Origin of the sequence: Citrobacter sp. Cpo045, assembly GCF_030332875.1 — a bacterium.
In the GTDB taxonomy this organism is placed as follows: domain Bacteria; phylum Pseudomonadota; class Gammaproteobacteria; order Enterobacterales; family Enterobacteriaceae; genus Citrobacter; species Citrobacter portucalensis.
Map to the genome: position 1 here is coordinate 41808 of NZ_JAOWGZ010000105.1, position 15001 is coordinate 56808.

Annotated in this window: 11 protein-coding genes; 10 read left to right on the plus strand and 1 reads right to left on the minus strand. The window is 53.6% G+C overall.

Translation table 11 applies throughout. The features are described 5' to 3' along the window. Window positions 1–23: 23 nt before the first annotated feature. The 6 genes from msbA (at window position 24) to OGY13_RS21260 (ending at window position 6056) form a co-directional block, all read left to right on the plus strand. Window positions 24–1772, plus strand: a complete 1749-nt coding sequence (gene msbA / locus OGY13_RS21235; RefSeq protein ID WP_048214571.1) for a lipid A ABC transporter ATP-binding protein/permease MsbA — start codon at window positions 24–26, stop codon at window positions 1770–1772. Continuing rightward, window positions 1769–2746: a tetraacyldisaccharide 4'-kinase gene (gene lpxK, locus OGY13_RS21240; RefSeq protein WP_213752058.1), complete on the plus strand. Its 978-nt coding sequence runs from the start codon at window positions 1769–1771 to the stop codon at window positions 2744–2746. The genes msbA and lpxK overlap by 4 nt, the downstream gene beginning before the upstream one ends. Window positions 2747–2787: 41 nt before the next feature. Continuing rightward, window positions 2788–4020 (plus strand): winged helix-turn-helix domain-containing protein, encoded by a 1233-nt coding sequence (locus OGY13_RS21245; protein WP_213752057.1) that lies wholly within the window; start codon window positions 2788–2790, stop codon window positions 4018–4020. A 51-nt stretch (window positions 4021–4071) separates the two neighbouring features. Continuing rightward, complete coding sequence (gene ycaR, locus OGY13_RS21250) at window positions 4072–4254, plus strand: protein YcaR (RefSeq protein ID WP_003035793.1); 183 nt, start codon at window positions 4072–4074, stop codon at window positions 4252–4254. Then, complete coding sequence (gene kdsB, locus OGY13_RS21255; RefSeq protein WP_003831932.1) at window positions 4251–4997, plus strand: 3-deoxy-manno-octulosonate cytidylyltransferase; 747 nt, start codon at window positions 4251–4253, stop codon at window positions 4995–4997. Before ycaR ends, kdsB begins: the two co-directional genes overlap by 4 nt. Before the next feature lie 165 nt (window positions 4998–5162). Further along, window positions 5163–6056, plus strand: a complete 894-nt coding sequence (locus tag OGY13_RS21260) for a YcbJ family phosphotransferase (RefSeq protein WP_003831934.1) — start codon at window positions 5163–5165, stop codon at window positions 6054–6056. Between the two features lie 93 nt (window positions 6057–6149). Here the strand turns inward: OGY13_RS21260 and elyC are convergent, their stop codons facing one another. Then, window positions 6150–6914 (minus strand): envelope biogenesis factor ElyC, encoded by a 765-nt coding sequence (gene elyC / locus OGY13_RS21265; protein ID WP_060682467.1) that lies wholly within the window; start codon window positions 6912–6914, stop codon window positions 6150–6152. Between the two features lie 135 nt (window positions 6915–7049). Between elyC and cmoM the strand changes: the two genes are divergently transcribed. Genes cmoM through mukB form a run of 4 tightly spaced genes read left to right on the plus strand, consistent with a single transcriptional unit; the run spans window position 7050 to window position 14313 of the window. Next, on the plus strand, window positions 7050–7853 hold the full coding sequence (gene cmoM / locus OGY13_RS21270; RefSeq protein WP_003035803.1) for a tRNA uridine 5-oxyacetic acid(34) methyltransferase CmoM: 804 nt from the start codon (window positions 7050–7052) through the stop codon (window positions 7851–7853). Beyond that, window positions 7846–9168 carry a chromosome partition protein MukF gene (mukF, locus tag OGY13_RS21275; RefSeq protein WP_003831939.1) on the plus strand — a complete coding sequence of 441 codons (1323 nt, stop codon included), beginning with the start codon at window positions 7846–7848 and terminating at the stop codon, window positions 9166–9168. The genes cmoM and mukF overlap by 8 nt, the downstream gene beginning before the upstream one ends. Then, a complete protein-coding gene (gene mukE / locus OGY13_RS21280; RefSeq protein ID WP_003035809.1) occupies window positions 9149–9853 on the plus strand; it encodes a chromosome partition protein MukE in 705 nt (234 codons plus the stop codon). The genes mukF and mukE overlap by 20 nt, the downstream gene beginning before the upstream one ends. Further along, the gene (mukB, locus tag OGY13_RS21285) at window positions 9853–14313 is read left to right on the plus strand and encodes a chromosome partition protein MukB (RefSeq protein ID WP_213752056.1); all 4461 of its coding nucleotides are present in this window, start codon (window positions 9853–9855) and stop codon (window positions 14311–14313) included. Before mukE ends, mukB begins: the two co-directional genes overlap by 1 nt. The last annotated feature ends 688 nt before the right edge of the window (window positions 14314–15001 follow it).

Here is a 15001-nt window from a genome sequence, read left to right on the forward strand (position 1 = left end):
TCTAACAAATGCTGGTTTTTTGAATGCATAACGATAAAGATCTCTCTACGTGGCAGACGTTTCGCCGACTATGGCCAACCATAGCGCCTTTTAAATCGGGTCTGATCGTGGCGGGTATAGCGTTAGTCCTTAACGCGGCCAGCGATACCTTCATGTTATCGCTCCTTAAACCATTACTGGATGATGGTTTTGGTAAAACGGATCGCTCGGTGCTGCTGTGGATGCCGCTGGTGGTCATTGGGCTGATGATAGTTCGTGGCTTAACCAGCTATGTCTCAAGCTACTGTATCTCATGGGTGTCAGGCAAAGTGGTCATGACCATGCGCCGCCGCCTGTTTGGCCATATGATGGGCATGCCCGTCTCCTTTTTTGATAAACAGTCTACAGGGACATTGTTATCGCGTATTACCTATGATTCAGAACAGGTTGCGTCATCGTCTTCCGGCGCGCTGATCACCGTGGTGCGTGAAGGGGCCTCAATTATTGGCCTGTTTATCATGATGTTCTATTACAGCTGGCAGCTGTCACTGATCCTGATTGTACTGGCGCCAATTGTGTCAGTGGCAATCCGTGTGGTTTCCAAGCGCTTTCGTAGCATCAGTAAAAACATGCAAAACACCATGGGTCAGGTTACGACCAGTGCGGAGCAGATGCTGAAAGGCCACAAAGAAGTTCTGATTTTTGGTGGTCAGGAAGTCGAAACCAAGCGCTTTGATAAGGTCAGCAACAAGATGCGTTTGCAGGGTATGAAGATGGTTTCCGCTTCTTCTATCTCCGACCCTATCATCCAGCTGATTGCGTCTTTGGCACTGGCCTTCGTGTTATATGCGGCTAGCTTCCCAAGCGTAATGGAAAACCTGACAGCAGGGACAATTACGGTTGTCTTCTCCTCAATGATCGCATTAATGCGTCCGTTGAAATCGCTGACCAACGTCAACGCGCAGTTCCAGCGCGGTATGGCGGCATGCCAGACCTTATTTACGATTCTGGATAGCGAACAGGAGAAAGATGAAGGTAAACGTGTGATCGAGCGTGCTACCGGCGATCTCGAGTTCCGCAACGTGACTTTCACTTATCCGGGACGTGAAGTACCGGCTCTGCGTAACATCAACCTGAATATTCCCGCGGGTAAAACTGTTGCTCTGGTCGGCCGTTCGGGCTCAGGGAAATCCACCATCGCCAGCCTGATTACGCGCTTCTACGATATTGATGAAGGGCAGATTCTGATGGACGGACACGATCTGCGCGAATATACCCTGGCATCACTGCGCGATCAGGTTGCGTTGGTTTCGCAGAATGTGCACTTGTTTAACGATACGGTTGCCAACAACATCGCCTACGCTCGTACCGATATGTACAGCCGTGAGCAGATCGAAAAAGCGGCACAGATGGCCTACGCCATGGATTTCATCAACAAGATGGATAATGGCCTGGATACGGTGATTGGTGAAAACGGCGTCCTGCTTTCCGGCGGACAACGTCAGCGTATCGCTATCGCCCGTGCCTTGTTGCGTGACAGCCCAATTCTGATCCTTGATGAAGCAACATCGGCTCTTGATACTGAATCTGAACGCGCGATTCAGTCTGCGCTGGATGAGCTACAGAAAAACCGTACTTCTCTGGTCATTGCTCACCGTCTTTCAACCATTGAACAAGCCGACGAAATCATCGTGGTGGAGGATGGTCTGATTGTCGAACGCGGAACCCATAGCGAGCTGATTGAGCAGCGCGGGGTGTATGCGCAATTACACAAAATGCAATTTGGTCAATGATCGCACGTATCTGGTCTGGTGAATCGCCGCTGTGGCGATTGTTACTTCCACTCTCCTGGCTGTATGGCCTGGTGAGTGGTGCGATCCGCTTATGCTACAAGTTGGGGCTTAAACGCGCATGGCGCGCGCCAGTCCCGGTAGTGGTGGTCGGAAACCTTACCGCGGGCGGAAACGGTAAAACGCCGGTGGTGATTTGGTTGGTTGAACAACTGCGACAACGCGGGATTCGCGTGGGTGTGGTGTCGCGTGGTTATGGCGGGAAAGCGACTGCTTACCCGCTGTTGCTAACCGCTGATACTACTACCGCAGAAGCGGGCGATGAACCTGTGCTGATCGCCCAACGTACCGGCGTGCCGGTAGCGGTATCCCCGGTAAGATCGGATGCGGTAAAGGCCATTTTGGCCCAACACGACGTGCAGATTATTGTGACGGACGATGGACTACAGCACTATCGTCTGGCGCGAGATGTTGAAATCGTAGTCATTGACGGCGAACGTCGGTTTGGCAACGGCTGGTGGCTTCCCGCTGGTCCAATGCGGGAACGCGCAGGTCGCCTTAAATCGGTGGATGCGACTATTGTTAACGGTGGCGTTGCGCAACCAGGGGAAATCCCTATGCGACTTGAACCGGGGCTGGCCGTTAATTTACGTACAGGTGAACGCCGTGATGTGGCGCAATTGTCCAATATTGTCGCCATGGCGGGCATTGGTCATCCACCGCGTTTTTTTGCCACGCTGAAAGCATGTGGTGCCAGCGTGCAAAAAAGCATTGCGCTGGCAGACCATCAGTCTCTGGCCTACAGTGACGTCAGTGCGTTTGTAGACGCCGGGCAAACGCTGGTCATGACGGAAAAAGATGCGGTTAAGTGCCGGGCATTTGCCGATGAAAACTGGTGGTATTTACCTGTTGATGCACATTTGTCAGGCGATCGGCCTGATGTATTGCTGAATAGCTTAATCTCGCTGACTCGCTAACTGATTCACGCTGCGGCAGCGAATCATTTATGAGGCCATAAATGTCGTTGCCGCGCCTTTCTCTGACGGATGCCCGTCATCTTCACCTTGCTGCTCAAGGTCTGCTGAAAAAAACACGCCGCCGGGCAACCCCGGCAGATATTCTCGCGACCATTTCGCGCATGTCGTTACTGCAAATCGACACCATCAATATTGTGGCGCGCAGTCCTTACCTGGTGCTGTTTAGTCGTTTAGGCGATTATTCCCCCCAATGGCTGGACGACTCGTTACAGCAGGGCGAACTGATGGAATACTGGGCGCACGAGGCCTGTTTTTTGCCGCGCAGCGATTTTATGCTGATACGTCACCGCATGCTGGCCCCGGAGAATATGGGCTGGAAATATAAAGCGGCGTGGATGAAAGAACATGCGCATGAGATTGAGCAACTGCTCCAGCACATCCAGCATAACGGGCCGGTACGCTCAGCTGATTTTGAGCATCCACGCAAAGGGACCAGCGGCTGGTGGGAATGGAAACCGCAGAAGCGTCATCTTGAAGGGTTGTTCACCGCCGGGAAAGTGATGGTCGTGGAACGGCGTAATTTCCAGCGAGTGTATGATTTAACCCATCGCGTCATGCCGCACTGGGACGATGAACGCGACCCACTTTCGCAGGAAGATGCGGAAAGTGTCATGCTGGATAACAGCGCCCGCAGTCTGGGGATTTTCCGCGAACAATGGCTGGCAGACTACTACCGCCTGAAGCGCCCGGCGCTAAAAAACTGGTGCAACGAACGGGCGGAACAGCAGCAGATTATTCCTGTCGACGTTGAAGGGCTGGGAACTTTGTGGCTGCATAGCCACCTTCAGCCGCTGCTTGAACAGGCGCTGGCGGGCAAATTAACGGCGACTCACAGTGCAGTATTATCACCTTTTGATCCGGTGGTCTGGGATCGTAAACGGGCAGAGCAGCTATTCGATTTTAGCTATCGGCTGGAGTGTTACACGCCAGCACCGAAACGTCAGTATGGTTATTTTGTCTTGCCGTTGCTGCATCGTGGACAGTTGGTTGGGCGGATGGATGCCAAAATGCACCGCAAAACAGGTGTGCTGGACGTTATTTCGCTGTGGTTACAGGATGGGGTTAAGCCTGGAGTGACGTTGCAAAAAGGATTGTTTCAGGCGATTGACGATTTTGCCCGCTGGCAACAGGCAACACGCGTGACGCTGGGACGTTATCCTGAAGGTTTATTTGCTGATGCACACCATGGTTGGGAAATAGACCCAGCCCTTTAAGCGATTATGTTAATATTTACGGATTCACAATCCGGTCCATCTGGAGGAACTATGGATCATCGTCTGCTTGAAATCATTGCCTGCCCGGTATGTAATGGCAAACTCTGGTTTAACCAGGAAAAACAGGAACTGATTTGTAAACTGGATAACCTTGCTTTCCCACTGCGTGATGGCATTCCCGTGTTACTGGAAACTGAGGCCCGCGTTCTGACTGCTGATGAGAGTAAATCATGAGTTTTGTGGTCATTATTCCTGCGCGTTATGCGTCCACACGTCTGCCGGGTAAGCCGTTGCTGGATATCAACGGTAAACCGATGATCGTGCATGTACTGGAGCGTGCGCGTGAATCTGGCGCTGAACGTATCATCGTTGCCACCGATCACGAGGATGTCGCTCGCGCGGTAGAAGCGGTGGGTGGCGAAGTGTGCATGACTCGCGCCGATCACCAGTCTGGTACGGAGCGCCTGGCGGAAGTCGTCGAGAAATGTGGTTTTAGCGATGATACCGTTATTGTGAACGTACAGGGTGATGAGCCGATGATTCCTGCGGTCATTATTCGCCAGGTGGCTGAGAATCTGGCGCAACGTCAGGTCGGTATGGCGACTCTTGCGGCTCCGATTCACAGTGCGGAAGAGGCATTTAATCCGAATGCGGTAAAAGTCGTGTTGGACGCTGAAGGATATGCTCTCTATTTTTCACGCGCGACCATCCCATGGGATCGCGATCGTTTCGCCAAAAGTCTGGAAACGGTGGGGGACACCTTCCTGCGCCATCTGGGCATTTACGGCTATCGCGCCGGTTTTATTCGCCGCTATGTTAACTGGCAGCCTAGCCCGCTTGAGCATATCGAAATGCTGGAGCAGCTGCGAGTGCTGTGGTACGGCGAAAAAATTCACGTTGCCGTCGCAAAAGAAGTCCCGGGTACCGGCGTAGACACTGCCGAAGATCTTGAGCGCGTTCGCGCCGAAATGCATTAGTTTTTCTCACGGCACTCCCCCCATATTGAGGCGTATTTTTGGGAGGAGTGTCGTATCGTTGCGCTTTCCCTCCACTTTTCTTTTCATCAATTGATCTCATCCGGGTGACATCTGTCTGCACGACGCTCATTATGAAAGCAGTAGCATTTATGAGGGCAATCTGAAATGGAACAGTTGCGTGCCGAACTCAGCCACCTGCTGGGCGAAAAACTCAGTCGCATAGAATGCGTGAATGAAAAAGTGGATACGGCCCTGTGGTCACTGTACGACAGCCAGGGAAATCCGATGCCGCTGATGGCGAGAAGTTTCACCACGCCAGGTATGGCGCAGCAGCTGGCATGGAAAACCTCCATGTTGGCGCGCAGTGGTACGGTGCGAATGCCCGTCATTTACGGGGTCTTAACCCACGAAGAGCATCCCGGTCCCGATGTGCTACTGCTTGAGCGTTTACGCGGTGTGCCGGTGGAAGCGCCAGCCCGAACGCCCGAACGCTGGGAACATTTAAAAGATCAGATCGTAGAAGGTCTGCTGTCATGGCATCGGCAGGATAGCCGTGGCTGCGTGGGAATGGTGGATAACACGCAAGAGAATATCTGGCCATCCTGGTATCGTCAGCGTGTTGAAGTGTTGTGGACCACGTTAAATCAGTTCAACAATACCGGGCTGACGATGCAGGATAAGCGGATCCTGTTTCGTACCCGTGAGTGTTTGCCCGCTTTATTTGAAGGATTCAATGATAACTGCGTGCTGATCCACGGTAATTTTAGTTTACGTAGCATGCTCAAAGACGCCCGTAGCGATCAGCTTCTGGCGATGGTCGGACCGGGATTGATGCTGTGGGCGCCCAGAGAGTATGAATTGTTCCGTTTAATGGATAATGCGCTGGCGGAAAGTCTGCTTTGGCAATACCTGCAACGCGCGCCCGTGGCGGAGTCCTTCATCTGGCGGCGCTGGCTGTATGTGTTATGGGATGAGGTGGCGCAACTGGTCAACACCGGACGTTTTAACCGCTCCAACTTTGACCTGGCCACGAAATCACTGCTGCCGTGGCTCGCCTGATGAACATGTGAACGCCTTATCCGGCCTACAATTCTGCGCTGAACACGTAGGCCTGATAAGACGCGTTAGTGTCGCCATCAGGCAACATTCCTGTCAATGCTCTGATCCTTTTAGCCACTGCCAGATACGCCCCAACGTTTCGTAACCAGCACGATCGCTATGCATCAACCAGACGGGAGAGGGGATCGCGCGCTCCCACGGATTAAGCGGTGAGTCAATCGCTAACTGGTTGGCTGGCGCGGGCAACGGATGTAGTCCGGCCTGTTGGAAGAAAATCATTGCTCGCGGTAAGTGCGATGCGGAGGTCACCAGCAGGAACGGCGCGCTGCCGATGGCCTGCTTAACCGCTGCGGCTTCTTCTTCGGTGTCTTTAGGTTTATCCAGCGTGATGATATCACCGGGTGGCACACCCAGTGACTGCGCTACGCGGGCGCCCGCTTCTGCAGTACTGACGTTATTGCTCTTTGCCGCAGCACCGGTAAAGATAAGCTTCGATCCCGGGTTAGCACGCCAGAGGCGAATACCTTCATTCAGACGCGGAAGACTGTTGCTGATCAGGTTTGAACTCGGCGCCCACTGTGGATTCCAGGTATACCCTCCGCCCAGCACCACAATGTATTCCACTTTTTGTGTATCCTGCCAGGTTGGATAGCTATCCTCAATCGGTTTCAGCAGACTGTCGGCGACGGGCTGCAAGCTTAGAAGTAACAGTGCCAGCCAACTCAGGCTAATGCACACTTTCCCCGTTTTTTGAAAGCGGCTAAACCAGAGCAGCGCCAGGCCTATGCCCATGATAATGAGCATTAGCGGAAGTGGCAGCATCATACCGCCAATCACTTTCTTCAGCGTAAAAAGCATCCTTTTTGGTTCCTTTTTTAACCATACAGCAGGGGATCAGCAGGGATATTACACCAGGAAGGTTCATTCTCGGCGTGGGTGTGACAAAATAGCGGTTTTACTTAGTCACCCTAAAGCCAGCATGTGGAGAGCCCGATGCGGGATCGCAATTTTGATGACATTGCAGAGAAGTTTTCCCGTAACATTTACGGCACCACCAAAGGTCAGCTTCGTCAGACGATCCTCTGGCAGGATCTGGACAAACTTCTTGCCGACTACGCGGGCCAAACGTTGCGTGTGCTTGATGCGGGTGGCGGAGAAGGGCAGACAGCCATTCTGATGGCGCAGCGGGGCCATCACGTCACCTTGTGCGATCTTTCTGCTGAGATGGTGGCGCGAGCGCAACGGGCGGCAGAAGAGCAAGGTGTGAGCGACAACATGCATTTTATACATTGTGCCGCTCAGGACATCCCACAGCATTTGGATTCTCAGGTTGATCTGATATTGTTTCATGCTGTGCTGGAATGGGTGGCCGATCCGCAAGCCGTCTTAAAAACATTGTGGTCGATGTTACGCCCGGGCGGTGCTTTATCGCTGATGTTCTACAATGCAAACGGTCTGTTGATGCGTAATGTGTTGGTCGGTAATTTCGGCTATGTACAGCAGGGAATGTATAAAAAGAAACGGCGCACGTTGTCTCCCGATTTTCCGCGCGACCCTCAGCAGGTCTATGGCTGGCTGGAGGAGATTGGCTGGGAGATAACCGGTAAAACGGGCGTGAGGGTGTTTCATGATTATCTGCGTGATAAACAAAAACAGCATGACTGTTTTGATGCTTTAACAGAAATAGAAACACGTTATTGCCGCCAGGAACCGTATATCAGCCTTGGGCGCTATATTCATGTCACCGCGATTAAACGTCCGGCCCGAGCCGCAGATGCAAGGATAACCTATGAGTGAATTTTCCCAGACAGTCCCCGAACTGGTTGCCTGGGCCAGAAAAAATGACTTCTCCATCTCTCTGCCGGTAGACAGACTTTCGTTCCTGCTGGCTGTTGCCACACTAAACGGTGAGCGACTTGACGGTGAGATGAGTGAAGGTGAACTGGTGGATGCGTTCCGCCATGTGAGTGATGCGTTTGAGCAAACCAGCGAAACCATCGGCGTCCGCGCCAACAACGCGATCAACGATATGGTGCGTCAACGTCTGCTGAACCGCTTTACCAGCGAGCAGGCTGAAGGCAACGCCATTTACCGTTTAACGCCGCTCGGGATTGGCATCACAGATTACTATATTCGTCAGCGCGAATTCTCTACGCTGCGTCTTTCTATGCAGCTGTCAATTGTGGCAGGCGAACTGAAGCGCGCGGCGGATGCGGCAGCGGAAGGTGGTGATGAGTTCCACTGGCATCGCAACGTCTATGCGCCATTGAAATACTCGGTGGCGGAGATTTTCGACAGTATCGATCTGACCCAGCGCATCATGGATGAACAGCAGCAGCAGGTAAAAGACGACATCGCACAGTTGCTAAACAAAGACTGGCGGGCGGCGATTTCCAGCTGTGAAATGCTGCTGTCTGAAACATCTGGTACGCTGCGTGAGCTGCAAGATACGCTGGAAGCGGCAGGGGATAAGCTGCAGGCTAACCTGTTACGCATCCAGGACGCCACGATGACGCATGACGATTTGCATTTTGTCGATCGGCTGGTGTTTGATTTACAAAGCAAGCTCGACCGCATTATTAGCTGGGGCCAGCAGTCCATTGACTTGTGGATCGGCTACGATCGTCACGTGCATAAATTTATCCGTACCGCGATCGACATGGATAAAAACCGCGTCTTCGCCCAGCGTCTGCGTCAGTCCGTGCAGACCTACTTTGACGACCCATGGGCGCTGACCTATGCCAACGCCGATCGTCTGCTGGATATGCGTGACGAGGAGATGGTGCTGCGTGACGAAGAGGTCACCGGTGAACTTCCGGAAGACCTGGAATATGAAGAATTTAACGAGATCCGTGAGCAGCTGGCGGCGATCATCGAAGAACAGCTGGCTATCTACAAATCCAGACAAACACCACTGGATCTCGGCTTGGTAGTGCGCGAGTATCTGGCGCAATACCCACGTGCGCGTCATTTCGACGTCGCGCGTATTGTTATCGATCAGGCGGTACGCCTTGGCGTAGCGCAAGCAGACTTCACCGGACTGCCAGCCAAATGGCAGCCGATTAATGATTACGGAGCCAAGGTACAGGCGCATGTCATTGACAAATATTGAACAAGTGATGCCGGTAAAGCTGGCGCAGGCGCTGGCGAATCCGTTATTTCCGGCACTGGATAGTGCCTTACGTTCGGGCCGCCATATCGGTCTGGATGAACTGGATAATCATGCCTTCCTGATGGATTTTCAGGAATATTTTGAAGAGTTTTACAGCCGCTATAACGTGGAATTGATCCGTGCGCCGGAAGGGTTCTTCTACCTTCGTCCGCGTTCAACGACGCTCATTCCGCGTTCGGTCCTGTCTGAACTGGACATGATGGTGGGTAAAATTCTTTGCTATCTCTATCTCAGCCCGGAACGCCTGGCGAACGAAGGGATTTTTACCCAGCAAGAGCTGTACGACGAGCTGCTAACGCTGGCAGATGAAGCGAAGTTACTGAAGCTGGTGAACAACCGTTCAACCGGTTCTGACGTTGACCGCCAGAAGCTACAGGAAAAAGTGCGTTCTTCGCTCAACCGCTTGCGCCGCTTAGGCATGGTGTGGTTTCTGGGCCACGACAGCAGCAAATTCCGTATTACGGAATCTGTCTTCCGCTTTGGTGCGGATGTGCGTAGCGGTGACGATCCGCGTGAAGCACAGCGTCGCTTAATTCGTGATGGTGAAGCGATGGCGGTCGAGAACCGTCTGCAGCTCAACGATGAGCCCGAAGAGAATCAGCCGGACAGTGGAGAAGAAGAATAATGATTGAACGCGGTAAATTTCGCTCACTTACGCTGATTAACTGGAATGGTTTTTTTGCCCGTACGTTTGATCTCGATGAGCTGGTCACCACGCTGTCCGGTGGTAACGGTGCGGGTAAATCCACCACCATGGCGGCATTTGTTACGGCGCTCATTCCGGACTTAACCCTGCTGCATTTCCGTAACACCACCGAAGCCGGTGCAACCAGCGGTTCACGTGATAAAGGCCTGCACGGTAAGCTGAAAGCAGGGGTTTGTTATTCAATGCTCGACGTCCTTAATTCGCGTCATCAGCGCGTGGTCGTGGGTGTGCGTCTGCAACAGGTTGCTGGTCGCGATCGCAAAGTGGATATCAAACCGTTTGCCATTCAGGGGCTGCCGATGTCGGTACAGCCAACCCAACTGGTGACGGAAACGCTGAACGAACGCCAGGCGCGCGTACTGTCTCTACCTGAGCTGAAAGAGAAGCTTGATGAGATGGAAGGCGTGCAGTTTAAGCAGTTCAACTCAATAACCGATTATCACTCATTGATGTTCGATCTGGGCATCATTGCCCGTCGTCTGCGCTCTGCGTCCGATCGTAGTAAATTCTACCGTCTGATTGAAGCCTCGCTGTACGGCGGGATCTCCAGCGCCATTACCCGTTCACTGCGTGACTACCTGCTGCCGGAAAACAGCGGCGTACGTAAAGCGTTTCAGGATATGGAAGCCGCGCTGCGTGAAAACCGTATGACGCTGGAAGCGATTCGCGTAACCCAGTCTGACCGCGACCTGTTTAAGCATTTAATCAGTGAAGCGACCAACTATGTGGCCGCAGATTATATGCGCCACGCCAATGAACGTCGTATCCATCTGGATAAAGCACTGGAATATCGTCGTGAACTGTATACCTCGCGCAAGCAGCTGGCGGCAGAGCAGTACAAACACGTGGATATGGCGCGTGAACTGGGTGAGCACAACGGTGCGGAAGGTGATCTGGAAGCTGATTACCAGGCCGCGAGCGATCACCTGAATCTGGTGCAAACCGCGCTGCGTCAGCAGGAAAAAATTGAACGCTACGAGGCGGATCTCGAAGAATTGCAGGTTCGTCTTGAAGAACAAAACGAGGTGGTCGCGGAAGCCGTTGACCGCCAGGATGAAAACGAAGCCCGCGCAGAAGCCGCTGAGCTGGAAGTGGATGAGCTGAAAAGCCAGCTTGCCGATTACCAGCAAGCGCTGGACGTCCAGCAAACGCGAGCCATCCAGTATACTCAGGCGATCCAGGCCCTAAACCGGGCGAAAGAACTCTGCCACTTACCGGACCTGACAGCCGACAGCGCCGCCGAATGGCTGGAGACTTTCCAGGCCAAAGAGCAGGAAGCCACTGAAAAACTGCTGACGCTTGAACAAAAAATGAGCGTGGCGCAAACCGCGCATAGCCAGTTCGAACAGGCTTATCAGCTGGTGGCGGCTATCAACGGCCCGCTGGCGCGCGGTGAAGCCTGGAGCGTGGCGCGTGAACTGCTGCGCGAAGGCGTGGAACAGCGCCACCTGGCAGAACAGGTTCAGCCGTTGCGTATGCGACTGAGCGAACTGGAGCAGCGTCTGCGCGAACAGCAGGATGCCGAGCGTCTGCTGGCCGAATTCTGCAAGCGTCAGGGTAAACAGTTCGATATCGATGAGCTGGAAGCGCTGCACCAGGAGCTGGAAGCGCGCATCGCCGCCTTGTCGGATAGCGTCTCGTCTGCCAGCGAACAGCGTATGACACTGCGTCAGGAGCAGGAACAACTACAATCCCGTATTCAGCATTTGATGAAGCGGGCACCTGTCTGGCTGGCTGCGCAAAATAGCCTGAATCAGCTTAGCGAGCAGTGTGGCGAAGAGTTTACCTCCAGCCAGGACGTGACCGAGTATCTGCAACAATTGCTGGAGCGCGAGCGTGAGGCCATTGTTGAGCGTGATGAAGTCGGCGCACGTAAAAATGCAGTTGATGAAGAGATTGAACGTTTAAGTCAGCCGGGCGGGGCGGAAGATCAGCGTCTGAACTCGCTGGCGGAACGCTTTGGCGGCGTACTGCTGTCAGAAATTTATGATGACGTTAGCCTTGAAGATGCACCGTACTTCTCTGCGCTATACGGTCCTTCGCGTCATGCCATTGTGGTACCGGATCTGTCGCTGATTACCGAACAGCTTGAAGGGCTGACGGATTGCCCGGAAGATCTCTATTTCATCGAAGGGGATCCGCAGTCGTTTGATGACAGCGTCTTCAGCGTTGATGAACTGGAAAATGCGGTGGTGGTGAAAACTGCCGAGCGTCAGTGGCGTTATTCTCGCTTCCCGACGATGCCTATTTTTGGACGTGCTGCACGTGAAAGCCGTATCGAAACCCTGCATGCCGAGCGTGAAGGGCTGTCTGAACGTTTCGCCACGCTCTCCTTTGACGTCCAGAAAACCCAACGTCTGCATCAGGCGTTCAGTCGCTTTATCGGCAGCCATCTGTCGGTGGCGTTTGAAGCCGATCCAGAAGCGGAAATTCGCCAACTGAATAGCCGTCGCGTTGAACTGGAACGTGCGCTGACCAATCATGAAAATGATAACCAGCAAAGCCGTATGCAGTTTGAACAGGCGAAAGAGGGCGTCTCTGCGCTGAACCGCCTGCTGCCGCGCTTGAATCTGCTGGCAGATGATACGCTAGCCGATCGCGTAGACGAAATTCGCGAGCGTCTGGATGAAGCTCAGGAAGCCGCGCGTTTTGTACAGCAACATGGCAATCAGTTGGCGAAACTGGAACCTATCGTTTCGGTTCTGCAAAATGACCCTGAGCAGTTTGAACAACTGAAGGAAGACTATGCGTATTCCCAGCAGATGCAGCGCGATGCGCGTCAGCAGGCTTTTGCGCTGACCGAAGTCGTACAGCGTCGGGCGCACTTTAGTTATTCCGACTCAGCCGAAATGCTGAGCGGCAATAGCGATCTGAACGAAAAATTGCGTGAACGCCTGGAACAGGCGGAAGCCGAACGTACCCGCGCTCGCGAAGCGCTGCGCAGCCACGCCGCACAGTTAAGCCAGTACAACCAGGTGATGGCATCGCTGAAAAGCTCTTATGACACCAAAAAAGAGCTGCTTAACGATTTACAACGTGAACTGCAGGATATCGGCGTTCGTGCGGACAGCGGTGCCGAAGAGCGCGCGCGTATCCGTCGTGACGAACTGCATGCACAACTCAGCAACAACCGTGCACGCCGCAACCAACTTGAGAAAGCACTGACCTTCTGCGAAGCGGAGATGGAAAACCTGACCCGCAGACTGCGCAAGCTGGAACGTGATTATCATGAAATGCGCGAGCAGGTAGTCACCGCCAAAGCCGGCTGGTGTGCAGTCATGCGGATGGTGAAAGATAACGGTGTGGAACGGCGTCTGCACCGTCGCGAGTTGGCCTATCTTTCCGGTGACGAACTGCGTTCGATGTCGGATAAGGCGCTCGGTGCGCTACGTCTGGCTGTTGCGGATAACGAGCACCTGCGCGATGTGTTGCGTCTGTCTGAAGATCCAAAACGTCCAGAGCGCAAAATTCAGTTCTTCGTCGCGGTTTACCAGCATCTGCGTGAACGTATTCGCCAGGATATTATTCGTACCGATGATCCGGTTGAAGCCATTGAACAGATGGAGATTGAGCTGAGCCGTCTGACGGAAGAGTTAACCTCACGCGAACAGAAGCTGGCGATCAGCTCACGCAGCGTGGCGAACATTATTCGTAAGACCATTCAGCGTGAACAGAACCGTATTCGCATGCTGAACCAGGGGCTGCAAAGCGTGTCGTTTGGCCAGGTCAACAGCGTTCGCCTGAACGTCAATGTGCGTGAAACACATGCTACCTTGCTGGACGTACTTTCAGAGCAGCATGAACAGCATCAGGATCTGTTTAACAGCAATCGCCTGACCTTCTCAGAAGCGCTGGCGAAGCTGTATCAGCGTCTGAATCCGCAGATAGACATGGGGCAACGTACGCCACAAACCATTGGTGAAGAGCTGCTGGATTACCGTAACTATCTGGAAATGGAAGTTGAGGTTAACCGTGGCTCTGACGGCTGGCTGCGTGCTGAGTCTGGTGCGTTGTCAACGGGTGAAGCGATCGGGACCGGGATGTCTATTCTGGTGATGGTGGTGCAAAGCTGGGAAGATGAAGGCCGCAGATTGCGCGGGAAAGATATCTCTCCTTGCCGCCTGCTGTTCCTTGATGAAGCTGCACGACTCGATGCGCGTTCTATTGCGACCTTGTTTGAGCTGTGTGAGCGTTTGCAGATGCAGCTGATTATCGCTGCGCCGGAAAACATCAGCCCAGAGAAAGGCACCACCTACAAACTGGTGCGTAAAGTCTTCCAGAACACCGAACACGTTCACGTGGTGGGGTTGCGCGGATTTGCGCCTCAGTTACCGGAACCACTGCCGGGGACTGAAGATGCCTCCTCGCAGGCAAGCTAAGCAAAAAGGCGGCTACATGGCTAATGCTCATCAGTTAAGCATGTATGATGAACATGTGATTCTTGCTCAGGGTTCCGTTCACCTCAGTGGTGTCATTTCTCTGAAGCGCAGATACCTGTGAACGTGCAAGGGAGGCTCACCGCCACCTCCCTTGCAACCCAGGCTCCCGGCGGGAAAATCGTCGCTGCGCGAGTTATTCGTCTTATGCCGTCTGCCTGTCGGGTCGGGGCCGAGCCTGCATCCATGCAGGCCATCCCCTCTGCCCGCATCCCTGCGGGCAGTCCCGGGCAGACGTCAACGCCTCATCGATTTTCAGCCGGACAGGGGTCATCGCTTCAATGCCCTGACTTTCAGTAAAAGCTGTTTTGCTGTTTAAACAAAAACGCAGATGGTCAGGTGTGGGCTGGTCCGGCTGAAAATTGCCGACGTGTTTCCGTAAGGCCGGGAGAGCCAGCATGGATGCTGGCTCAGGGCGCGCTTTGCAGGGACGCTTCCTCGCGCCCGGCCCGGTAGCCAGGAGGAATAAGCGGAGGGTATTGCGTAGCAACAATTTTCCCGCCGGGAGCCGGGATTGTAAAGGGCGTGGCGGAGAACGCCCTTTACACGTTCACGGGAATCCGTGTTTCAGAGAAACAATGAGCATGAGGTGAACGGAACTCTATTACCGAGATAGCATGTTCTTTACCTC